Source organism: Flavobacterium sp. DSP2-3-1, assembly GCF_049896865.1.
Lineage (GTDB): Bacteria > Bacteroidota > Bacteroidia > Flavobacteriales > Flavobacteriaceae > Flavobacterium.
Map to the genome: position 1 here is coordinate 235,010 of NZ_JAFCVD010000005.1, position 23,136 is coordinate 258,145.

Annotated in this window: 20 protein-coding genes and 1 tRNA gene; 15 read left to right on the forward strand and 6 right to left on the reverse strand. The window is 33.7% G+C overall.

Annotated features, from left to right (window positions below; translation table 11 throughout):
• Positions 1 to 82: 82 nt before the first annotated feature.
• From ACP7AT_RS07975 to ACP7AT_RS08005, 7 genes are all read left to right on the forward strand, one after another.
• Complete coding sequence (locus ACP7AT_RS07975) at positions 83 to 412, forward strand: translation initiation factor (RefSeq protein ID WP_426063813.1); 330 nt, start codon at positions 83 to 85, stop codon at positions 410 to 412.
• A 64-nt stretch (positions 413 to 476) separates the two neighbouring features.
• Complete coding sequence (locus ACP7AT_RS07980) at positions 477 to 1,343, forward strand: nucleoside phosphorylase (protein WP_426063814.1); 867 nt, start codon at positions 477 to 479, stop codon at positions 1,341 to 1,343.
• A gap of 53 nt (positions 1,344 to 1,396) precedes the next feature.
• The gene (locus ACP7AT_RS07985; protein WP_426063815.1) at positions 1,397 to 1,777 is read left to right on the forward strand and encodes a VOC family protein; all 381 of its coding nucleotides are present in this window, start codon (positions 1,397 to 1,399) and stop codon (positions 1,775 to 1,777) included.
• A gap of 95 nt (positions 1,778 to 1,872) precedes the next feature.
• Positions 1,873 to 2,997 carry an SDR family oxidoreductase gene (locus tag ACP7AT_RS07990; RefSeq protein ID WP_426063816.1) on the forward strand — a complete coding sequence of 375 codons (1,125 nt, stop codon included), beginning with the start codon at positions 1,873 to 1,875 and terminating at the stop codon, positions 2,995 to 2,997.
• A 114-nt stretch (positions 2,998 to 3,111) separates the two neighbouring features.
• Positions 3,112 to 3,963, forward strand: coding sequence for a substrate-binding domain-containing protein (locus ACP7AT_RS07995; protein WP_426063817.1), 852 nt, complete (start codon positions 3,112 to 3,114; stop codon positions 3,961 to 3,963).
• 21 nt (positions 3,964 to 3,984) lie between these two features.
• Positions 3,985 to 4,917 (forward strand): transglutaminase, encoded by a 933-nt coding sequence (locus ACP7AT_RS08000; protein WP_426063818.1) that lies wholly within the window; start codon positions 3,985 to 3,987, stop codon positions 4,915 to 4,917.
• A 337-nt stretch (positions 4,918 to 5,254) separates the two neighbouring features.
• On the forward strand, positions 5,255 to 6,706 hold the full coding sequence (locus ACP7AT_RS08005; protein WP_426063819.1) for an FAD-dependent monooxygenase: 1,452 nt from the start codon (positions 5,255 to 5,257) through the stop codon (positions 6,704 to 6,706).
• 146 nt (positions 6,707 to 6,852) lie between these two features.
• On the opposite strand, the gene ACP7AT_RS08010 is transcribed toward ACP7AT_RS08005, so the two are convergent.
• Positions 6,853 to 6,927, reverse strand: a tRNA-Val gene (locus ACP7AT_RS08010).
• 210 nt (positions 6,928 to 7,137) lie between these two features.
• Between ACP7AT_RS08010 and ACP7AT_RS08015 the strand changes: the two genes are divergently transcribed.
• Entirely contained in the window at positions 7,138 to 8,925 is a 1,788-nt protein-coding gene (locus ACP7AT_RS08015; protein ID WP_426063820.1) for an ABC transporter ATP-binding protein, read from the forward strand.
• A 163-nt stretch (positions 8,926 to 9,088) separates the two neighbouring features.
• Here the strand turns inward: ACP7AT_RS08015 and ACP7AT_RS08020 are convergent, their stop codons facing one another.
• Positions 9,089 to 10,258, reverse strand: coding sequence for a proline dehydrogenase family protein (locus ACP7AT_RS08020; protein ID WP_426063821.1), 1,170 nt, complete (start codon positions 10,256 to 10,258; stop codon positions 9,089 to 9,091).
• 92 nt (positions 10,259 to 10,350) lie between these two features.
• Between ACP7AT_RS08020 and aroB the strand changes: the two genes are divergently transcribed.
• From aroB to ACP7AT_RS08050, 6 genes are all read left to right on the forward strand, one after another.
• On the forward strand, positions 10,351 to 11,418 hold the full coding sequence (gene aroB, locus ACP7AT_RS08025) for a 3-dehydroquinate synthase (protein ID WP_426063822.1): 1,068 nt from the start codon (positions 10,351 to 10,353) through the stop codon (positions 11,416 to 11,418).
• Positions 11,419 to 11,705: 287 nt separating this feature from the next.
• Positions 11,706 to 13,106 (forward strand): arginine decarboxylase, encoded by a 1,401-nt coding sequence (locus ACP7AT_RS08030; RefSeq protein ID WP_426063823.1) that lies wholly within the window; start codon positions 11,706 to 11,708, stop codon positions 13,104 to 13,106.
• Positions 13,107 to 13,199: 93 nt separating this feature from the next.
• A complete protein-coding gene (locus ACP7AT_RS08035; RefSeq protein ID WP_073353127.1) occupies positions 13,200 to 14,171 on the forward strand; it encodes a deoxyhypusine synthase family protein in 972 nt (323 codons plus the stop codon).
• Positions 14,172 to 14,179: 8 nt separating this feature from the next.
• Positions 14,180 to 14,584, forward strand: coding sequence for a DNA primase (locus ACP7AT_RS08040; RefSeq protein ID WP_426063824.1), 405 nt, complete (start codon positions 14,180 to 14,182; stop codon positions 14,582 to 14,584).
• Between the two features lie 88 nt (positions 14,585 to 14,672).
• A complete protein-coding gene (gene recQ / locus ACP7AT_RS08045) occupies positions 14,673 to 16,784 on the forward strand; it encodes a DNA helicase RecQ (protein ID WP_426063825.1) in 2,112 nt (703 codons plus the stop codon).
• 10 nt (positions 16,785 to 16,794) lie between these two features.
• Positions 16,795 to 17,271: a DNA-deoxyinosine glycosylase gene (locus ACP7AT_RS08050; protein WP_426063826.1), complete on the forward strand. Its 477-nt coding sequence runs from the start codon at positions 16,795 to 16,797 to the stop codon at positions 17,269 to 17,271.
• Between the two features lies 1 nt (position 17,272).
• On the opposite strand, the gene ACP7AT_RS08055 is transcribed toward ACP7AT_RS08050, so the two are convergent.
• The 4 genes from ACP7AT_RS08055 to ACP7AT_RS08070 form a co-directional block, all read right to left on the reverse strand.
• Positions 17,273 to 17,788 (reverse strand): DinB family protein, encoded by a 516-nt coding sequence (locus ACP7AT_RS08055; protein WP_426063827.1) that lies wholly within the window; start codon positions 17,786 to 17,788, stop codon positions 17,273 to 17,275.
• Between the two features lie 10 nt (positions 17,789 to 17,798).
• Positions 17,799 to 20,384, reverse strand: coding sequence for a phosphoenolpyruvate carboxylase (locus ACP7AT_RS08060; RefSeq protein ID WP_426063828.1), 2,586 nt, complete (start codon positions 20,382 to 20,384; stop codon positions 17,799 to 17,801).
• Positions 20,385 to 20,473: 89 nt separating this feature from the next.
• A complete protein-coding gene (locus tag ACP7AT_RS08065) occupies positions 20,474 to 20,953 on the reverse strand; it encodes an Lrp/AsnC family transcriptional regulator (protein ID WP_114755272.1) in 480 nt (159 codons plus the stop codon).
• 76 nt (positions 20,954 to 21,029) lie between these two features.
• Entirely contained in the window at positions 21,030 to 22,184 is a 1,155-nt protein-coding gene (locus ACP7AT_RS08070) for a M14 family metallopeptidase (protein WP_426063829.1), read from the reverse strand.
• Between the two features lie 311 nt (positions 22,185 to 22,495).
• Here ACP7AT_RS08070 and ACP7AT_RS08075 point away from each other — a divergent pair, with 311 nt between their 5' ends.
• On the forward strand, positions 22,496 to 22,972 hold the full coding sequence (locus tag ACP7AT_RS08075) for a helix-turn-helix domain-containing protein (protein WP_426063830.1): 477 nt from the start codon (positions 22,496 to 22,498) through the stop codon (positions 22,970 to 22,972).
• Positions 22,973 to 23,136 lie beyond the last annotated feature (164 nt).

Sequence of the window (23,136 nt, forward strand, 5' to 3'; positions counted from 1 at the left end):
GTTTTACTTTAAAAAAGTAAAACGCCTCATTCTATAAAATATGGCTATGATTCTATGTGGTAAAAAATAATTTAAATATAATATGGACTTACAAGACCAATTAAAAAACCTTTTTCCGGATCACGAACCATTGCCTGAAGAGCAAATTACAGAAGTGGCACATGAATTATACGTTCAAAAAGAGCCTATGATTTGCAAATTTGAAAAACGAAAAGGAAAAGCGACCACTATAGTTGAAGGTTATGAAGGAACCGACGAAGATTTTAAAATTCTTGCCAAGGAAATCAAAACTAAATTGAGTGTTGGCGGAACTTTCAAAGATGATTCTATCATCATTCAGGGTGATTATCGAGATAAAATAATGACTATTTTAAAAGAAAAAGGATTTAAAACAAAACGTGTTGGCGGGTAAAAAGTGTTCCGTCATTAGTGTTCTGTTTATCAAACTTTAACCTTCAAGATCAAACAAAAAAACAATGATACAATCATCAGAATTAATCTTAAATCCAGACGGAAGCGTATACCATTTGAATTTAAAACCAGAACATATTGCACACGATATCATCTTTGTAGGAGATCAAAATCGCGTGGAGAAAATCACACAATTCTTTGAAACTATCGAATTTTCGACTCAAAAAAGAGAATTCAAAACCCAAACCGGTATTTTTAAAGGCAAACGAATTACGGTGCTGTCAACAGGAATTGGTCCAGATAACATTGATATTGTAATGAACGAATTGGATGCTTTAGTCAATATTGATTTTACAACCCGTCAACCAAAAGAAAATTTGACTTCCCTGAACATTATCCGTATTGGAACTTCGGGGTCTTTACAGGCAGATATTCCCGTTGACAGTTTTGTGATGTCAAAATTTGGTCTGGGATTAGACAACATGCTCCGCTCCTATTTGATTGACGAGGTCTCAGATCTTGAAATGGAAGACGCCTTTGTGAAACACACCAATTGGGATTTAAAAAAAGGAAAACCATACGTAATTGCTTGTTCCGAAAAACTGGAAAAGATGATAGAGAGCGACAAAATGCACAAAGGAATTACCGCAACTGCAGGTGGTTTTTACGGTCCACAAGGACGTGTATTGCGTTTAAATATTCAAGATGAAGCATTAAATTCTAAGATGGATAATTTTACATTTGGTGACAACCAAATCACAAACTTGGAGATGGAAACAGCCGCAATTTATGGACTTTCCGCCCTTTTAGGACATCAAGCATTGTCATTAAACGCGATCATTGCCAATCGTGCTTCGGGAACATTTAGTGAAGATCCGTACAAAGCTGTTGATGAATTGATTGGATATACGCTGGATAAATTGAGTAAATAGCTTTTGATTTAAGAATGTAGATTAACGATTTTTGATCTCAGATTTATAAAAACATGAACTTACGTATCGCAAGACACATCGACGATTTAGAAAAAATAGAATATTTTTATATTAATGTTCTTGGTTTTGAACGTCTTGGAGGTTTTCAAAACCACAACAATTATGATGGTGTTTTTATTGGAAAACCAAAACTAGATTGGCATTTTGAATTTACAAAATCAAACTTAAAAACCAATCATCATTTTGATGAAGATGATATTTTAGTACTCTATCCTGAAACTATTTTAGAATATAATACCTTAATAAAAAGCATTTTAAAAAGCAATATTTCAATTATAACCTCCAAGAATCCATATTGGAATGAAAACGGCAAAATGTTTCTTGATCCTGATGGATTCCGAATTGTTATTTCTGATTTGAAAACAAAAGATTGATAATTATTGATTGACTCTAAAATAAACTCGATACGGCTTTAAACCTGAAATATTTAGTATTTAAAACTACCTTTGCTTTTACAACAAAACTAATAATGAAAATAATACTTACAGGTGCAACAGGAGTTTTGGGATCTCATATTATGTATGAAATTCTGGAGCTTTTCATCAACACTAAAATTGATGGAAAACTCTTTATTATTGCACGAAATAAAGGTAAAAATTCCGCTGTAGATCGAATAAACGAACTTTTATCCAGCAGTTATACGCCTAAAATCATAAAAGACAAAGGCATAGCAAAACTGCACGAATACATTGAAATCATCGATGTTGATTTGGCTGTCATTCAGGACACTATTTCTAGCAAAATAAAAGATGCTTATTTAATTCACTCTGCTGGATTCGTGAATTTATCTACCGATGAAGAACAACGCGAAAAGATTTTTGATGAAAATACCAAAATCACAAAATCCCTTTTCCACCTGTTTCATCCTTTCATAAAAAAGTTTATTTACATCGGAACTGCTTTTTCATCCGGTAACCGAAAAGGATTAATTGACAATGATTTTCATCGTTTAGGATTCAAACCAGAGCATCGCAATGCCTACGAGAATGCCAAATTTCATTCTGAAAATTTTATAGCTCAGGAATGCAAAAAAATTGGTTTACCGTTCCAAATTCTGCGTCCAAGTGTGATTGGAGGCAAAATGTTAGGAACAGAAAATGCGTATTTTATTTCGAAATATATGGTTTTTTATCTTTTAGCAAAATTCTTTCACTTCACTTCCCAACGAAAAGGAGATCAAGAAAATGTGCGTTTTATTATCAATGAAGATACTGTTTTGAATATTATTCCTGTTGATTATGTGGCAAAAGTTATTGTAAGTACTTTTGAAAGAGACGATATTGAACAGCTTAATATTGTAAATACTAAAAGCTTCAATATGATAAAAGGATTGCAGTTGATTATGAAAGAAGTTGGTTATACTAATTTCACTTTGATACAAAATTCGTTAGATTTTAAATATAAAAATTCGATTGAAAAATTGTATTATGAAAGTATTGGAAAACATTTAAACCCATATTTCACTACAGCTGCCAATGAATATGACACCACTTTGCTGAACTCTATTCTGGAAATACCAAAATTGGATCAGGAGGCGTTCACCAGTATGATTCGGTATGCGAGATTAAATAATTTCAAAGATATTAATGTGTAATTTTAGGAGCTATTTCCTGCTGTACACTACAATCTATTGCGCCGAACCCCGGCACAATAGGATTTCCGATTTCCATCAGGGCTAGGTAAATCGATTCACAATAAAAATCAAAAAATGAAAACTATAAAAATAGCCGGAGTTCCGGAACATTTCAATCTTCCTTGGCATTTAGCCATAGAGAACGAAGATTTTGAAAAAGAAAATATTGATTTACGATGGACTGATGTTCCAGAAGGAACCGGCAAAATGTGCCAAATGCTTCGTGATGGAGAGACAGATATTGCCGTAATCTTGACCGAAGGAATTGTCAAAGATATCGTTGCAGGAAACCCAAGTAAGATAGTTCAAGTTTATGTAGAAAGTCCCTTGATTTGGGGAATTCACGTGGCGGCACACTCAAATTTCAAAACATTATCTGATTTAGAAAATAAAAAAGTGGCTATTTCCAGATTGGGTTCCGGTTCGCAATTAATGGCGTATGTCAACGCCGATAATCAGGGTTGGAAAACAGATAATCTTCAATTCGAAATTGTAAATACCATAGATGGAGCTGTTGAAGCTTTATCAAACGGAACTGCTGATTATTTTATGTGGGAACGTTTCATGACCAAACCATTAGTCGACAAAGGCATTTTTAGAAGAATTGCTGATTGCCCAACGCCTTGGCCTTGTTTTGTGATTGCGGTTCGTGAGGAAGTTTTGGAAAACAATCCAGTCCTTATTTCAAAAATTTTAGCAATCATTAATCAAACTACAGAGGAATTCAAAGATATTCCCAGTATTGAAAAAACTTTGGCTTTAAGGTACCATCAAAAAATAGAAGATATCCAAGAATGGTTGTCGTTAACGCATTGGTCACAAAAATCATTATCAGTTGAAATGTTAAACAAAGTTCAAAATCAACTTTTTCAACTTAAAATTATCGATAAAAAAGGTACTTTTGAGGACATTGTGAAAACAGTCTAGAATACTGTTTTTATTTTTACTATGATAAAAATAAAAGAAATTAATTTTCAGGGTATTAAACAGCGATTCCGGGTTAAAAAACCTTGGGATGACGTTATGATTTTTATCCTTAACATATTAATTGCTATTCCATTATTTATCATTGTTCACCAGAATTTAATCAATCCCAATTGGTTTCTGAACATCGACAGGGTAATTTTATTTTTGGTGATGATTGTTGTCATTCAAATCATCCTTCGTTTCTTGAGAACGATTATTTTATTTTGTATCATTCTATATTTCTTGGTTTTAGTTTACGGTTCTACAATTGGTAACTATGGCTTTAACAGCGTTTTTGAAGATTACAATTCAATTATGTACACCATGTCAGACAATCCATATCCGCAAGATATTATTATTGCAAAGTTGCTTCCGTTTCCCAATAAATCAAAAATTATCAATGCTATAGAATATCAAAATCCAAAAATCAGGAATTTTGCGGTTATGGCCACCACCAAACATTTTAAAGACATAAAAGGATATTCGGATTATAGAACCATAATACAATGCTTTGCCGTTTTTAAAGAAATCAACAGCAGATGGAACTATGTAAGTGACCCAAAAGCACGTGATTATATCGCTACGGCTACGGAATCTTTACTTTATTTCTCTGGGGATTGTGACGATCATTCGATTCTAATGGCCGCCGCAATTAAGTCGATTGGTGGAACTCCCAGATTAATTCATACTACTGGACATATTTATCCAGAAATACTGATAGGATCTCTGACTGATTTAGAAAAAGTCAATTTTCTAATTAAAAACATTTTATTTGTAAATGAAAGCAATGAAAACAAACTTCATTACCACGTGGACGAACGGGGTCAAATATGGTTGAATCTGGATTACACCGCGAAATATCCAGGCGGACCATTCATGTCTGAAGAAATTTTAGGAGCTTTGACATTGGATTAGTGCCACTTTAGACTAAAAAATATTCTAATAATTTACCGTTTTTATATTTGTACAGAAACAAGTCTCAAATCATTCAATTCAAGATTAAAGAAAATTAAAAAAAAATTAGCGATGCGCAATTCTTTTTATTTTAATTTGAAAAAAGTGGTTTTGCGCTTTTACGTTTTGTAATTTCCATAAGTTGCATAACATTGAAAAATGTAAATTTCTCACGATAAATTACAATGATGAAGTGAAAATCATAATTACGATATTACAAATAGATCCAGCATTAGTTATTTCGGTGGAGTTTTTTTTGGCGATGAACACTCAAAAGAAAGTTTAAATAAAACAGGAAGTGAAAAAATTGAAAAATGAAGAAGCAAGCTTGATATTTTGTCCCGATTGTCAGGGACGTGGCAAAAAGAGTCGAGGTCTCAGCAAGAAAGTACGACTCCATTACCAACAGGCATTAGATCAATTTAATAAAAATGAAGGCAGAGGAACAGCTCCTGTGCAACCGAAGGGCCATCTTTACTCCTGCTTGAACTGTGCCGGATCCGGTTTGGTTCTTTCTATCATTTCTCCAACAGCGGATAAAGAAAATTATCCTCACGTTGCTATTATAGGTGGCGGTATAGGCGGAATAGCTTTGGCTGTGGCTTGTTTGCACCGCGAGATTCCTTTTACCTTATTTGAGCGGGACAGTAATTTCGATGCCCGATCTCAGGGCTACGGACTCACTTTGCAACAAGCTAGCAAAGCGATTGAGGGATTTGGTATTTTTTCATTAGAAGATGGAGTGATTTCAACAAGACATTTGGTGCATACTGCAGAAGGAAAAGTGATTGGCGAATGGGGAATGAGAAAGTGGATGCCGTCAGTAGCGAAAACGACTCCGAAACATTCTAATGTCCATATCGCACGACAATCTTTGCGATTAGCATTACTAAAGCAACTCGGTGGACATGATGCGGTACAATGGGGACACCAGTTAATAGATTTTAACAAATGTGAGGATGAAAGTGTTGCACTAAACTTTCAAGTAGATGGAAAGACGAAAAGCTGCAAAGCAGATCTCGTGGTTGGAGCCGATGGAATTCGCAGTTCGGTACGAAGGTTGCTGATTAGTGAAGATCTAACCCCTTTACGATACTTAGGTTGCATTGTGATCTTGGGTATTTGTCCTTTGAGTGCTCTCGTAAATGTTAACAGTTCTTTACTGGATTCGGCCACTGTATTTCAAACCGCCAACGGCACTGAGCGGATCTACATCATGCCTTACACGTCAGACTCTGTGATGTGGCAACTTAGTTTCTCAATGCCCGAGGAGGAAGCTAAGGCTTTAAGCGCTCAAGGACGACAAGCACTCAAGGAAGAAGCGTGTCGCAGAACGCAGTGGCATGATCCTATTCCGCAGATTTTAGCGGCAACTCCGGAAGCCAACATTTCTGGCTATCCCATATATGACCGCAATTTACTGCAATCAGAATGGCTGCAAAAAGGAGGTCCAGTAACACTAATTGGAGATGCAGCTCACCCCATGAGTCCGTTTAAAGGACAGGGTGCGAATCAAGCATTGTTGGATGCGCTCGCGTTAGCCCGAGGAATTATAAGCGGATGCCGACCTGTATCACAATGGAAAAAAACTGGAATACGGGAAAGTATCCTAACTAAGTTTGAAGCGGAAATGTTAGAACGCAGTGCTGTCAAAGTGAAAGATTCAGCAGCTGCCGCACAGTTTCTGCATTCTGAAACTGTACTTCATGAAAGTAATTCGCCTAGAGGTCGGTGTGTTAAGAATAAGTAAAAAAAGAATGGTCACTGCAAAGTTTACAGTAAAAAAAAACGCAACGCTCACAAAGCTATATTTTAAATTTATATAAGTTTCGCGTACTTTTTAGCTAATTTATTTTGCATAAAAAAACTCCATTATTTCTAATGGAGTTTGTCTTGTGGGCGATGAGGGGTTCGAACCCCCGACCCCCTCGGTGTAAACGAGGTGCTCTGAACCAGCTGAGCTAATCGCCCTTAACAAAAAGGTCATTTTCATTTCCTTACTGCGAGTGCAAATATACAGCTAGAAATGGTATCTGCAAGCAAATCCGTAAAAAAATCAATAAAATATAAGCATTATTTGCTTTCGTGCTCTACAATAGCGCTTTATGTAAGGCATGAATTATTGGTATTTTTTTGTATTGATTCGTTATAGTCATACATTTGCGCTTTAAACAATAAATAATGGCCAGGTTCAAAGAAAATGATTTACCAAAATCAAAAATTACCGCAAGTTCAATCCAGAAAGCAACTGTAATATTTCAATATGCAGGAAATCACCGTTGGAAATTTTATGTGGGATTGGTTTTTTTATTATTTACCGGGGCTACTGCGCTTGCTTTTCCTAAATTGATGGGAATGCTCATCGATTGTGTAAAAAATAAAGACAACTCCCAAGCTAACATGATTGCTGGAGGTTTGATAGTAATCTTATTTCTTCAATCAATATTTTCGTTTTTTAGATTGTATTTATTTGTCAATTTCACTGAAAACACGTTGGCTAATCTTAGAGTAGCACTTTACAGTAATTTAGTGAAACTGCCGATGTCTTTCTTCTCGCAAAAACGTGTTGGGGAATTAAATAGCCGAATCAGTTCTGATATAACTCAGATACAAGATACCTTGACGTCAACAATTGCTGAATTCCTGAGACAATTTATTTTAATTGTTGGTGGCGTTCTTTTGTTAGCAAATGAAAGTATTAAATTGACATTGTTAATGTTATCAGTAGTTCCTCTGGTCGCTGTAGCTGCAGTTATTTTTGGACGTTTCATCAGAAAATATTCAAAAAATGTTCAGGATAAAGTTGCCGATAGTCAGGTAATTGTTGAAGAAACCATGCAAGGCATTAGTATTGTAAAGGCTTTCGCCAATGAATGGTACGAAATTGCCCGTTACAATGGAAAAATAAAAGAAGTAGTTACAATAGCCATTAAAGGTGGTAAATACCGAGGTTACTTTGCTTCATTCATTATTTTCTGTCTTTTCGGAGCCATTGTGGCCGTTGTTTGGTACGGCGTTCGATTGAGCATTAGCGGAGAAATGAGCGTGGGACAATTGATATCCTTTGTGTTGTATTCCACTTTTGTTGGTGCTTCTTTCGGAGGTATTGCAGAACTTTATGCTCAAATCCAAAAAGCAATTGGCGCAACAGAACGAGTTTTTGAATTATTGGACGAAACTCCTGAAAAAATTAATTCAGTTCGAGATGTTGCTAAAACTCAAAAAATAAAAGGAAACGTTACATTCAAAAATGTCGCGTTCAGTTATCATTCCAGAAAAGAAATCAAAGTATTAAAAGACGTCAGTTTTACTGCTAATTTTGGTCAAAAAATTGCTATTGTTGGACCTAGTGGAACTGGAAAATCGACAATTGCTTCGCTTTTATTGCGTTTTTATAATATTGATGAAGGAGAAATATTGGTTGACGGAAAAAATATTTATGATTTTGATTTAGAAAACCTTCGTGGAAACATGAGTATTGTGCCGCAGGATGTGATTTTATTTGGTGGAACCATCAGAGAAAATATCGCTTATGGAAAACCAAATGCCACCGAGGAAGAAATTCTTACCGCTTCAAGACAAGCTAACGCCTATAATTTCATTGAAAGTTTTCCTGAAAAATTTGAAACTATCGTGGGGGAAAGAGGAATTAAACTTTCAGGCGGACAACGACAACGTATTGCAATTGCGAGAGCATTATTGAAAAACCCAAGTATTTTGATTCTGGACGAAGCCACATCCTCATTAGACAGCGAAAGCGAAAAGCTAGTTCAAGAAGCGCTTGAAATTTTGATGGAGGGAAGAACCAGTATTATTATCGCGCACCGTCTTTCGACAATTCGCAGTGCGGATCAGATATTAGTTTTGGACAAAGGAAAAATTACAGAACAAGGAACACATCAAGAATTAATCGCTTTAGAAAATGGTATCTATAAAAATTTAAGTAATTTACAGTTTAGCCATTCTTAAATTTAAAGTTCTTTCATTTTTTTGGACACTGAAAATACGGATTCACAAAAGCGAAAACACGGATAAAAACTGATTTTTCCTTGTTGTTCCTACAACTAAAATCAGTTTTAATCCGTGTTTTTACAAAGTAAATCCGTGTAATCCGTGTTCTATTTTACATTGACTACTTCCCTTTTCTTCGGTTGCGTTCTGCTTTTATCATCTCTAATTCACGACTCGTTTGTCCCGCTACTGAAGTATTTTCTTCCGCACGACGGATCAAGTACGGCATCACATCTTTAACTGGACCAAAAGGTAAATATTTTGCAACATTAAACCCATTAGCAGCTAGATTATAGCTGATATTGTCGCTCATTCCGTACAACTGACCAAACCAAATTCTGTCATCGTTTGTTTTAATTCCTTTTTGCTGCAATAATTCCATTAGAGTATACGTACTTAACTCATTGTGGGTTCCTGCAAAAATTGACATCATATCTAAGTGTTCGATCATATAGCGAACTGCAGCATCATAATTTTCATCTGTATCTTCTTTTGAAGCGCATATTGGTGATGAATATCCCTTCTCGTTAGCGCGAACAATTTCTTTTTCCATGTAAGCACCACGAACCAATTTCATTCCAATGAAGAATTCTTCCTTTTTTGCCTGTTCATGCAATTTTTTCAGATAATCCAAACGATCCCAACGATACATTTGTAACGTATTGAAAACAATAGCTTTTTCTTTGTTGTATTTGCGCATCATTTCGGTCACTAGTTCATCTGCGGCGTCTTGCATCCAACTTTCTTCACCATCAATCAAAAGAGCAACATTTTTAGAATGAGCATCTTTGCAAACCAAATCAAAACGTTCTACTACTCTATTCCATTCCGCTTGCTCTTCTGGAGTTAACGCTTGTTTATCTCCCAATTTCTCATACAGTTCAAAACGACCAAATCCAGTAGGTTTAAAAACGGCAAAAGGAATCGCTTGGCGTTCTTTGGCAAATTCGATTGTTTTTAAGGTCATTTCAAGCGCAGCATCAAACTGATCTTCCTCTTCTTTTCCTTCTACAGAATAATCCAGAACAGACGAAACGCCCTTGGTGTACATTTTATCCACCACTGAAAGGCAATCAACTTCATTCACACCTCCGCAAAAATGATCAAAAACAGTAGCGCGAATTAAACCTTCAACAGGAAGATTTGCTTTCAGGGCAAAATTAGTAACCGCAGTTCCAATACGAACCAGTGGCTGATTGGCAATCATTTTGAAAAGAAAATAAGCTCTATCCAATTCGGTATCACTTTTTAATGAAAAGGCAACTTGTGTATTATTGAATATTTTTTCCATTATTTGTTAAATTTTTGTACAAATATAGACAGAGTTTTGAATATTATTTAGCAAAAATTACCTTATTTTGCGGTTCCAATTAATCCATAAAGATGCAGTCAATTCAAGCCAACAGTTATCCGATACATTTCAACGAAAAAGCATATGAAGCATTAAACCTTCATTTAAAAGAAAATAAATATTCCAACTTATTTATAATTGTAGACAGCAATACCAATGAGTTTTGCTTGCCTAATTTTCTTCCTTATCTGGAAACTGATCTTACTATTGAAATTATAGAATTTGATTCCGGTGAAGAAAATAAAAATATTGAGACTTGTGTCCAAATCTGGAATGTATTAACGGAACTTGGTGCCGACAGAAAAAGTCTTTTAATTAATCTCGGCGGCGGCGTTGTTACTGATTTAGGTGGATTTGTTGCTTCAACATTCAAACGTGGAGTTGATTTTATTCACGTTCCTACTACGCTATTAGCAATGGTTGATGCTTCTGTAGGAGGTAAAAACGGCGTAGATTTAGGGAACTTGAAAAACCAAATCGGTGTTATCAATGTACCAAAAATGGTGCTTATCGACACTCAATATCTCGAAACAGTGACACAAAATGAAATGCGTTCCGGTCTTGCCGAAATGCTGAAACACGGTTTAATATATGATAAGGAATACTGGGAACAATTTCTAGATTTAAAAGCCATAGATTTTGCTGATTTTGACACATTTATTTACCGTTCGGTTGAGATAAAAAATGAAATTGTCCTTCAAGATCCTACCGAAAAAAATATCCGAAAAGCATTGAACTTTGGTCACACATTGGGTCACGCCATTGAAAGTTATTTTCTGGAAAATGAAAATAAAACTACTTTGCTGCACGGAGAAGCCATTGCTGTTGGAATGATATTAGAAAGTTTCATTTCATTACATAAAAAACTAATCAATAAAGAAGAATATTCCGAGATAAAATCCTGCATCAAATCAATATATGACGACATCATTTTTGAAGAAAAGGATATCGAACCTATCATGCAACTACTGATTCACGACAAGAAAAATGAGTACGGCAACATTCAGTTTGTATTAATCGAAGGTATCGGGAAAATAAAAATTAATCAATCAGTTGAAAATGAATTAATTCTTAGAGCGTTTCTGGATTATAAATCTTAATTAATTTTTATAAAAAGGATTGCATTGCGTATATAATATTTTTTACATTTGCACCGATGAAAAAAAGTCAAAACAAGCCAAATTATAGTTCCAGTAAAACTCGAAACAATATGTCTTTTTTAAGAATATTGAAGCGGTTTTATTCTATTAAAGGAAACTTTAGTTTTGATGTTTTCCAATACTTAAAAGCAGATCACGAGAAGCTTCAAATCGTTTATGCAAATATCCGGGTTTGAATTATAGGTTACTTTATTTTACAATATTCTAATCTATAATCACGACATCTAATGAATACAAAATATTCTGATTTAATCAATCAAACCTACTATTTTCCCCAAGAAGAATTTACATTAAACAAAGATAATCTTCAGTTTCACAATATCGATTTGATGAAATTGGTAGAGCAATATGGTACGCCTTTAAAATTTACTTATTTACCTCAAATTTCCAACAACATCAACAAGGCCAAAAGCTGGTTTCGTAAGTCGATGGAAAAAAACAAATATGAGGCAAAATATTACTATTGTTATTGCACAAAAAGTTCTCATTTTGAATATATTATGAACGAAGCGTTCAAAAATAATATCCATATTGAAACGTCATCTGCATTTGATATTAATATTGTTGAAAACCTTTTAGCTAACGGTAAAATTAATAAAAGTACGTATGTGATTTGCAATGGTTTTAAAAGAGACCAATACATTGAAAATATTGCCAGACTTATTAATAATGGTCATAAAAACACCATTCCAATTATTGATAATTTTGAAGAACTTGACTTGCTTCAAGGACAAATAAAAAACAAATTCAAAATTGGAATTCGTATTGCTGCAGAAGAAGAGCCTAAATTTGAATTTTATACCTCAAGATTAGGAATTGGATACAAAAATATTGTTCCGTTTTACAAAAAAGAAATCAAGGAAAATAAGAAATTGGAACTTAAAATGTTGCACTTTTTTATTAACACAGGAATTAATGACAACGCCTATTACTGGAATGAATTAGTAAAATGTATTAAGGTTTACGTAGCTTTAAAAAAAGAATGTCCTTCGCTTGACGGATTAAATATTGGCGGTGGTTTTCCTATAAAAAACTCATTGGCATTTGAATACGATTATCAATACATGATTGACGAAATCATCAATCAGATCAAAATAGCTTGTGACGAAGCCGAAGTCGATGTTCCGAATATTTTTACTGAATTTGGGTCTTTTACTGTTGGAGAAAGTGGTGGAGCGATTTATCAGATTTTGTATCAAAAACAACAAAATGACAGAGAGAAATGGAATATGATTGATTCTTCTTTTATCACTACTTTACCGGATACATGGGCAATCAACAAACGTTTTATCATGCTGGCCATAAATCGCTGGAATGACATGTACGAGCGGGTTTTGTTGGGAGGAATGACGTGTGACAGCGATGATTATTACAACTCAGAGCAAAACATGAATGCTATTTATTTGCCAAAATACAATAAAGAAAAACCATTATATATCGGATTTTTTAACACGGGAGCTTATCAGGAAACTATTGGCGGATATGGTGGTTTGCACCATTGCTTAATTCCGCAACCTAAACATATATTGATAGACAGAGACGAAAACGGTATATTAGCCACTGAGGTTTTTTCAGAACAACAAACCTCTGAGGAAGTTTTAAAAATATTAGGTTACGACAAAAAATAAATTAACAATTATTCAATTATTCAATATAAAAATTCGTTAAATTTGAAATTATAATTTTAACGTATTGATTTTTAAGCATTTAAATTTTAAAAAATGAGCAAGGGACCAATCAGTCAGTTTATAGAAAAGCATTATTTGCATTTCAATTCTGCATCTTTAGTTGACGCAGCTAAGGCATACGAAGAACAATTAGCCAATGGTGCAAAAATGATGGTAAGCATGGCTGGCGCTATGAGTACTGCCGAGATTGGAAAAATATTTTCTGAGATTATTCGTCAGGATAAAGTACATATTATTTCGTGTACTGGAGCAAATCTTGAAGAAGACATCATGAATTTAGTTGCTCATTCTCATTATGAAAGAGTTCCAAATTATCGTGACTTAACTCCGCAAGACGAATGGGATTTACTTGAAAGAGGTCTAAACCGTGTAACGGATACTTGTATTCCGGAACATGAAGCTTTTCGTCGTTTGCAAAAACATATTTACAAAATCTGGAAAGATGCGGATGATAAAGGCGAAAGATATTTTCCACATGAGTTTATGTATAAAATGTTACTTTCAGGTGTTCTTGAAGAATATTATGAAATTGACTTAAAAGACAGTTGGATGTATGCAGCTGCTGAGAAAAATTTACCTATAATTGTACCGGGATGGGAAGACAGCACCATGGGAAATATATTTGCATCGTATGTAATTAAAGGAGATTTAAAAGCTTCTACAATGAAATCCGGTATCGAATATATGGTTTTCTTATCTGATTGGTATCCGAAAAATAGTACAAATGGTGTAGGTTTCTTCCAAATTGGTGGAGGTATTGCTGGAGATTTTCCCATATGCGTGGTGCCAATGTTATACCAAGATATGGAAATGCATGACATTCCGTTTTGGAGTTATTTCTGTCAGATTTCAGATTCCACAACTAGTTATGGATCGTATTCTGGAGCGGTGCCAAATGAAAAAATCACGTGGGGTAAATTAGACATTAAAACACCAAAATTTATTATTGAGTCCGATGCTACCATTGTAGCACCTTTAATTTTCGCTTATTTATTAGATTTATAGAATATTTTATGAAAAGAGTAATTGTAGATTACGCCAAACTTACCAACGAAATTTTAAACCTATTGGTAGATAGATTTCCAGATGGATATGATGATTCAAACATTATTAGTTTTAGAAATGCTAAAAATGAATTGATTGAAGCAGTCGAAGTACGAACTGACGATACTATTTATTTAGTAAAAGTGAGCACTAAACTTGCTGATAGAATTGAAAACTTTGAGGAAGATGATGAAATTATAATCGACGAGGTAGTTGAACCAATCAAAGGTTTGGATTTAGACGATGATATTGATGACGACGATGAAGATGACGCTATCGACAAACCGGATTCAGATTCAGGAGATGACGATGACGACGACGATGCTGATGAAAAAGATTTCTCAGATGAAGACGACGATGAAGATGAGGATTAATTAATCCCATTTTAAATATATTTCTAAAAAGGAACTCATTCACGAGTTCCTTTTTTTTATAATTTCAGACTTCTAAATACACGCCAAAATGACTCATGAAATTTTACTCGCCAAACTCAAAGAAAACTTTGGTTTTGAAAAATTTAGACCTAATCAGGAACAAATAATAAATTGTATTCTTTCTGGACAAGATACAGTAGCAATAATGCCTACAGGTGGAGGGAAATCAATTTGCTTTCAATTACCCGCATTGGTTTTTCCGGGAATTACAATCGTAATTTCTCCGCTTATTGCTTTGATGAAAGATCAAGTCGATGGTTTGAAAGCTAATGGAATTGCAGCCTGTTTTATCAACAGCAGCCAAACCGAAGATGAACGACAATTTTATATTGAAAGTTTAAAATCCAACACAATTAAATTGGTTTACATTGCTCCGGAAAGTTTGTCTTTTCTAGATAATATTTTCAATAGTTTAACAATAAGTCTTATTGCCATTGATGAAGCGCATTGCATTTCATCTTGGGGTCATGATTTCCGACCAGCGTACACTAATCTAGGATATCTAAAAAACCGCTTCCCCTCTACTCCAATATTAGCTTTAACTGCAACTGCTGATAAAGCTACACGTAAGGACATTAGCGAACAATTAAATCTAAAAAATCCGAAACTATTTGTGGCTTCTTTTGATCGAAAAAATCTAAGTTTAGAAGTTCGACCCGCTTTGGACAGAGTCAAACAAATTATAGATTTTATCCAAGAAAAACCAAATGAATCCGGAATCGTATACTGCTTAAGCAGAAAAACAACCGAAGAACTTGCCGAAAAATTACAAAAAACAGGCATTAGCGCCAAAGCATATCATGCCGGTTTAGACAATAAAATTCGCTCAACAACTCAAGACGAGTTTATTAATGATGATTGCAAAGTGGTTTGCGCAACCATTGCTTTTGGAATGGGAATTGATAAATCAAACGTACGCTGGGTGATTCACTACAATTTACCAAAAAACATCGAAGGTTATTATCAGGAAATTGGTCGTGCCGGTCGCGATGGTTTGCCATCAGAAACGGTATTATTCGAAAGTTATGGCGATGTAATTCAATTACAAAAATTTGCTTCACAAGGTTTAAACGCTGAATTACAATTAGCTAAACTGGAACGTATGAAACAATATGCCGATGCATTAAGTTGTCGCAGAAAAATATTGCTTTCTTATTTTGGAGAACTTGTTACAGAGAACTGTGGGAATTGTGATATTTGTAAAAATCCACCGCTGTTTTTCGATGGAACGGTAATTGCACAAAAAGCATTATCTGCAATTATTCGATTACAGGAAACTGAACCACTGCCTGTAATAATTGACTTTTTGCGAGGTTCCAAAAATGCTTACATCTATGAAAAAGAATATCAAAACTTAAAAACGTATGGCGTTGGCGCTGATCTTTCGTGGTATGACTGGAATCAATATTTGATACAATTGATAAATCTAGGGTATTGTGAAATTGCTTTTCACAAACAAAACAAAATTAGATTAACAACTCTTGCAAAAAAGGTATTGTTTGAAGATGAAAAAGTACAATTAACCGCAGTTCAGAAAATCAATAGTGAGAAACAAGAAACCAAAGAAACGAAAAGTAAATCAGCAGCAAGTTCGCTTTTTGAAACCTTAAGAAAATTACGTTACGAAATTTCTAAAGAGGAATCAGTTCCTGCCTATGTAATTTTTAGTGATGCGGCTTTGCGCCAAATGGAAACCGAAAGACCCATGAGCGACCATGAATTGCTAGCAATTGATGGCGTTGGAAAAGCAAAACTGGAAAAATATGGTGATGCTTTTATCAAAACTATAATTGATTTTCAAAAATTTAAAGTTGTCAAAAAAAAGAAAGAAGCCACAACTTACAAAGAAACACTGGAACTTTATAAAAACGGATTGTCTGTCGAGGAAATTGCTCAGAAGAGAAAATTAGGCCTTAGTACAATTATGTCACATATAGCGAAACTGTATTTTGATGGAGTAGATATTGACTTAGATTGTTTTATTTCAAAAGAAGAAGTTTCTCAAATTGCAGAAGCGCAAATTAAATTAGAATCACCAAATACTTTAAAACCTTATTTTGATTATTTTGAAGAAAAAATAGATTACGGTAAAATTCGGTTAGCATTGGCGATATTAGAAAAAGAAAATGCTGTAGTTTAAAAAACTTCATATGATACAATCCTTTCCTCCTTTTGTAAATTCCAAAACCGAGATTTTGATTTTAGGAACAATGCCTGGCATCGCATCACTCGAAAAACAGGAATATTATGCGCACAAAAGAAATCACTTCTGGAAAATAATGTACACGCTCTTGGATAATTTACCAATAGCTGCAGTTTTCGAAGAAAAAATACAATTGCTTCAAACAAATAACATTGGACTTTGGGATGTATTAGAAAATTGTGAAAGAAAAGGAAGTTTGGACATTCACATTAAAAATCATAAAGAAAATGATTTTAAAACATTTTTCAAAAAATTTCCCGGAATTACAACCATTGTTTTTAACGGAAAAGAAAGTCATAAATTCTTTCTAAAAAAATTTGGACAAATAAAAGGCATCACGTATTATGTGATGCCTTCCACTAGTCCTGCAAATACAATGACTTTTGAAAACAAACTAAAAATCTGGTCGGCCGGTTTTCAATAAATTATAAATACCTTTCTTCGAAAACTTTTTGATGGTGTTTCTGATGTCCCATCATAATAAAACCAATCGCACGAACTGATACAGCTGCATTCGAAGCGATTCCAATCCTCCTAAATTGTTCATCTGATAAACTTTTAAAAAGAAACAAATTCGAATGTCGCACGGCAGAAAATTCAGTTAGCAAATCCTGAATACTTCTATTGGCAGCTTCAGTGTTCGCCACATAATAATTTTCATCAAAACCTGGTAAAGGTGTTACATCGTTTCTGGAAATTCGTAAAGCACGATACGCAAAAATGCGCTCGGTATCGATTACATGTTGAATAATCTCTTTGATATTCCACTTCCCTTCCGCATATCGGTAATCAAACTTATCCATTGGAATATTTTGAACAAAACGGATAAAATCATGCAATGAAATTTCTAATTCTTCCATCAAATTTACTTCTCCTAAAGCATTTATATAAGGAGCATAAAAAGATGCATATTCGTTTACTGGTAATTGTGTTGACTTCATTTTTTATCTTTTAAGCGGAGTTTCTACTGGCATTTGTATTTCCGAAAAGGGAACGGGTAACAATTTTTTCGTACACTTTTATTAAAGCATCATCTGGTTTATCCTCTTTATTTAATTCATTAATACGAAGTAATGCATATTGTTGTATAGTCAACAATGGCAATACTATACGTTCTCTTATTTGTATCGATGCTTTACCATCAGGATAGTTTTCCATAAGCTCTTTATGACCTGCGATTTTCAAAAGCAATCGTTTTGTTTCTAAAAACTCGTCGTAAATAATTTGCCAAAAAGCACCAAATTGAGGGTCTTTTTTCATGTAAGCTGTTAATGGAAAAAATGATTTTGCTAATGACATCATACTGTTTTCTAACAAGGTTTTAAAGAACATAGAATTATCATATAAATTCTGAACTTTATCCCATTGATTTGTTTCTTCAAAATGCTTCAAGGCAGTACCTACTCCAAAAAATCCAGGGACATTTTGCTTCAATTGACTCCAGGAACCCACAAAAGGAATCGCACGTAAATCAGCAAAATCTAAATTTTCTGATTTGCTTCTTTTGGATGGTCGGCTTCCAATATTCGTTTTAGCATAATATTTCAACGTGCTCATTTGTTCCAAATAAGGAATAAATTTAGGATGATTTTTAAAACTTAAATACTTTTCATAACCAAAACCTGCCAATTGATCTAATATATTTTTTTCGTCCAAAGTCAATTCGTTTTCCCCTTTATTAAAAACTTGATTTGTCACACCGGCACTTAACAAATTCTCTAAGTTATATCGACATGAATCTAAGGTTCCAAAATTCGAGCTAATAGTCTGTCCTTGCACTGTAACCTGAATTTCATTGTTTTCAATATTTGGACCCAAAGAAGCATAGAATTTATGTGTTTTTCCGCCTCCACGTGCGGGCGGGCCTCCACGACCATCAAAGAAAATTGCTTTTACGCCATATTTTCTGGAGATTGCAGTGAGTTCTTCTTTCGCCTTATAAATACTCCAATTCGCCATTAAATACCCTCCATCTTTTGTTCCGTCAGAGAAACCAAGCATTATCGTTTGCTTATTGTTTCTATTCGCCAAATGCGCTGAATAAGTGGGATTTGTATACAATTTCTCCATGATTTCATGCGCATTCTGCAAATCATCAATTGATTCGAAAAGCGGAATAATATCAACGGGAGGATTTTCCCAATTACTTAAACGGAATAATGCAAAAGTCTCCATTACATTAAGCGCGCTTTCATTGTTACTAATTATGTATCGGTTTGCACCAAATTCACCATTTCTTTCCTGAATTGTTTTTATCGCGTGAATCGATTCGATTGTCAAACGAGTTATTTCATTTGCAAATACAGCAGCATCAAGATTTCCGTTAGTATTTGATAATACTTTAAATTTATCTTCCTCTGATAATTCAAAATAGTTTTCAGGAAAAACAGAGGCATCCGTTTTTAAATAAAAACCCACTATATCTCTGAACACAGTATCATGAATCTTACTGTTCTGACGTATGTCCAAGGAAGCAAAATGAAATCCAAATAAATTTACTTTTATCAATAGTGCGTCCAATTCATCTAAATATAAAGATTGATGCTGGTCGATAACTATTTGTTTAATTTTATTTAATTGTGCTTTGAACTCATCTAAAGTAATAAAAATTTCTCCTTTGGAATAAAATACAGACCTATAAAGTTTTTGTTCCAGTTCAGTCACTAAAGTATTTACTCCTGAGAAGGTTAGCTTTCTTTTTAAATTCCTGATTTCGATGTAATAACATTTCAAAATAGAAGTTCGCAAGCGTTCCGCTACTTTCAGCGTTATTTCGGTAGTCACAAATGGATTTCCATCACGGTCACCTCCAGGCCAAAATCCCAGCTTAATCAATGGATTCTTTATGGAATTGCCGTTGAAAATATTCTTTTGTAAATACTGCACCATCTCACCGGAAGTTTGGTAAAATACATTTTCGAGATACCAAATCAAACTTACAGCTTCATCAAAAGGGTTTGGTTTTTCGTTTTGAATAAAAGGAGTTTTACCCAATTGAGCCAGCAATTGTTTGATATTAAGTAAGTCATTTTTTCGAATCGCTTCTGTCAAATCATTGATAATGCCAAGAACTGCACCGGGGTAAAATTGTGTAGGATGAGCGGTCAAAACAGTCCTTACATTGAAATCCTCCAAAAAATCAATCAACTCCTCTTCTTTGTCTTTTGCATCTGATTTTTCCTTGATATCTCTTAAGGAACCTCGTCCTTCCATATTATTAACAACTGGAAAAGCGGCATCTTCAATGGCATCAAACAATACAATCTGACGTTCAATATATTGAATAAAACGAAACATGATATCAATTTTCTCTGTTTCTGAAGGATCATGTAAATACCTTTTAGCAAAAAAATTAACAATTTCTTTCGGAGTTTCTTGCTTTTTAAATCCCGTATCACAAATGTCTGTAAACAAAGGAAGTAAAGCTCCAGTGTTATCTATAGAATGAAACGGCAATGTGATAAAAACGCTATTGTAAATATGGTATTTAGAGAGAACGTCTTGATTGAAACGTTCAATTTTAGGTAGTGTGTACATAATTTAGTTGTAGTTGGTTTAGTTAATTTGTCACAAAAAAACCCCAAGAGTAAACTTGAGGTTATATTTATATATCGCATTCAAGATAATTACATATTTTTGAAAATAGTGTGCATCAAGCGCTTCTTGTCATTTATGCTTTCCTCAAGTGAGATCATCGTTTCGGTTCTGTAAACGCCTTCAATATCATCAATCATAAAGATAACATCTTTTGCATGTTTAGTATCTTTAGCTCTAATTTTACAAAAAATATTAAATTTCCCTGTAGTCACTGAAGCTACCGTTACAAATGGAATTTCGTTGATACGTTCTAAAACAAATTTTGTTTGAGAAGTGTTGTTAAGAAAAACACCGACATAAGCGATAAATGAGTATCCCAATTTATCATAATCAAGAACTAATGAAGATCCCATAATAATTCCGGCATCTTCCATTTTTTTTACTCTTACATGCACAGTTCCTGCTGAAATCAATAATTTTTTTGCAATATCCGTAAATGGAACTCTTGTATTGTCTATCAACATATCTAAAATCTGGTGATCTACTTCATCTAAACGAAATTTACTCATAATTCTTAAATTAACATTATTAATTACTATAACAAAGTATAAAATTATACATAAAAACAACAAAAAGACGTAAATATTATATTTTTATCATTCCGTTAACAAATTTTATGTCATTATCTAAATAAAAATCAGCTTTTTGGTTTAATTTAGGAATCGACTCAAAATTATCTTTGTATAACGCACCTTCAGCGTCATATTCAAAATGACCAAAATAATTTTCTAAATCCCCTATTTGTGAAACATATGCATTAAAACAAATCTGATTTTCAATCAACTCTTCTTTGTATTGTGCTGCAAAATTGGTGATTATTTCGATACCATCATAATTTATTTTGATGTTTTTATACATAAAATCATAAAAAACGACTTTATTTTGAGGAATATTCAAATATTTGTTAATTCCGTTGCTAACTATAACGTTTTCGCTAAGTGTAGTGAAACTCGAAATTAACGCCATAAAAACATATTTACGAGTTTTCTCTCTTTCATAATCGTTCGGAAAATGACCTGCTTCGAACAATAACGTCGGAACTCCCAAATATTGAAATTTATCTCCAATGCAGTTGATATTAAAAGAATCATCAAAACGTCCAATTTGATTTGGTAAATATTCTTGAAGGACCTCGTTTATACTCGCAATCAAATTGATGGCTTTCAATCGGGAGTCGTTTATCTCCCGTTCTTCGTTGTAAGAAGGAGCTAAAAATGACAATGTAGCCGGTTTCCCGGTACCGCTTACGCCAAAAATCGTACGCTGATCATGAAGATTAAAGCAATAATCTGGTTTAAATGATTCAAAAACTGCTCTTAATAGCTTACTTTCTGGCTGTGTGAGCTCATTCGAATCGCGATTTAAATCCACTTTGTTGGCATTTTCTCTAGTATATAATTTGGCACCATCAGGATTCAACATTGGAATAGTGTAAAAAGTAAATGACTTTAATAATTGTTGTGCCAATTCAGAACCACTCTCCAACACATTCAAAAAGTCAATTAAAGCTTTCGTTGTGGTACTTTCATTTCCATGCATTTGTGACCACAGTAAAATTCTAATTTTACCATCTCCTATTTGGTACGAATAAATAAATTTTCCTAGAACTGATTTCCCAATAATTTTAAGTTGATTGTTGCTGTTTAATTTTTGAAGTAGTGGCTCAATCGATTCTAAAGTAATATAACGACCGTGGATAGTTTCTTCACTATGTTGACTGAATAATTGCTCTAAATTCATGCTGTTTTATTTGATTTACAAAAGTAAACATCTTTATATTTACATTTGTAAACTAGTTAAATGCAAAATATTTCAAAGATGTAAACACTTATCCGCAGTAAGTCGTATTGACTTAGCATCCTATAATTAACAAATGTTATCAATTTATAATATATTATTTAAATATCTATTTATCAGTGTTTTAAATATTCTCACCTTTTTAAATACTTTAATAAAATACATCAATTAAAATAAATTTACAGTTGTAATTTAGGTATTTCAAGCTATTATAATTACATTTGTAAATAGTTTATTTTTAATACTAATTCACAATGGTAAACATAGAAGATTTTATAAAAAGATTAGAAATCATACTGGATTACTACAGCTTGAATGCTTCTTCTTTTGCGGACAGAATTGGAGTGCAGCGCTCCAGTTTGTCTCACCTGCTGTCAGGAAGAAACAAACCCAGTTTGGACTTTATCCTTAAAATATTAGATGTTTTTCCTGATGTAGATTTGTATTGGATTTTAAATGGAAAAGGAACTTTTCCAAAAAATTTAGAGCAGTTAGATGCAAAAGAAAAAAGTGTTGAGCACATTGGAAAACAAAATATTCCTACTCCACCGAATACTGAAATAATTCCTGAGAATTTATTTTCGGAAATAAAAAGCCCAAATCCGATTCCAGCATTCGAAACAAAAAAAACAGAAAATCAAAATAGCGCAAAAGAATCATATTCTGGTGCCATTGATAAAATCGTGATTTTTTATAAAAATGGAACTTTTAAAAGTTATGTTCCCGATTAAAAAAAATAACCCCAATTCAGATTTCTAAATTGGGGTTATTTACTATTACTAGATTCAACTAATTAATGCAACTTTTAGGGGGGAGATAAAGATATTTTTTCAAAAGAAAGGACTTTTAAAAAGCCCTCTCTCTCGAATGGAATAAATGTTCTTTATTTGCTCCT

Coding starts and splice junctions, on each gene's coding strand:
- ACP7AT_RS07975 (WP_426063813.1), top strand. CDS start 83: ATGGACTTACAAGACCAATTAAAAAACCTTTTTCCGGATCACGAACCA.
- ACP7AT_RS07980 (WP_426063814.1), top strand. CDS start 477: ATGATACAATCATCAGAATTAATCTTAAATCCAGACGGAAGCGTATAC.
- ACP7AT_RS07985 (WP_426063815.1), top strand. CDS start 1,397: ATGAACTTACGTATCGCAAGACACATCGACGATTTAGAAAAAATAGAA.
- ACP7AT_RS07990 (WP_426063816.1), top strand. CDS start 1,873: ATGAAAATAATACTTACAGGTGCAACAGGAGTTTTGGGATCTCATATT.
- ACP7AT_RS07995 (WP_426063817.1), top strand. CDS start 3,112: ATGAAAACTATAAAAATAGCCGGAGTTCCGGAACATTTCAATCTTCCT.
- ACP7AT_RS08000 (WP_426063818.1), top strand. CDS start 3,985: ATGATAAAAATAAAAGAAATTAATTTTCAGGGTATTAAACAGCGATTC.
- ACP7AT_RS08015 (WP_426063820.1), top strand. CDS start 7,138: ATGGCCAGGTTCAAAGAAAATGATTTACCAAAATCAAAAATTACCGCA.
- ACP7AT_RS08020 (WP_426063821.1), bottom strand. CDS start 10,258: ATGGAAAAAATATTCAATAATACACAAGTTGCCTTTTCATTAAAAAGT.
- aroB (WP_426063822.1), top strand. CDS start 10,351: ATGCAGTCAATTCAAGCCAACAGTTATCCGATACATTTCAACGAAAAA.
- ACP7AT_RS08030 (WP_426063823.1), top strand. CDS start 11,706: ATGAATACAAAATATTCTGATTTAATCAATCAAACCTACTATTTTCCC.
- ACP7AT_RS08035 (WP_073353127.1), top strand. CDS start 13,200: ATGAGCAAGGGACCAATCAGTCAGTTTATAGAAAAGCATTATTTGCAT.
- ACP7AT_RS08040 (WP_426063824.1), top strand. CDS start 14,180: ATGAAAAGAGTAATTGTAGATTACGCCAAACTTACCAACGAAATTTTA.
- recQ (WP_426063825.1), top strand. CDS start 14,673: ATGACTCATGAAATTTTACTCGCCAAACTCAAAGAAAACTTTGGTTTT.
- ACP7AT_RS08050 (WP_426063826.1), top strand. CDS start 16,795: ATGATACAATCCTTTCCTCCTTTTGTAAATTCCAAAACCGAGATTTTG.
- ACP7AT_RS08055 (WP_426063827.1), bottom strand. CDS start 17,788: ATGAAGTCAACACAATTACCAGTAAACGAATATGCATCTTTTTATGCT.
- ACP7AT_RS08060 (WP_426063828.1), bottom strand. CDS start 20,384: ATGTACACACTACCTAAAATTGAACGTTTCAATCAAGACGTTCTCTCT.
- ACP7AT_RS08065 (WP_114755272.1), bottom strand. CDS start 20,953: ATGAGTAAATTTCGTTTAGATGAAGTAGATCACCAGATTTTAGATATG.
- ACP7AT_RS08070 (WP_426063829.1), bottom strand. CDS start 22,184: ATGAATTTAGAGCAATTATTCAGTCAACATAGTGAAGAAACTATCCAC.
- ACP7AT_RS08075 (WP_426063830.1), top strand. CDS start 22,496: ATGGTAAACATAGAAGATTTTATAAAAAGATTAGAAATCATACTGGAT.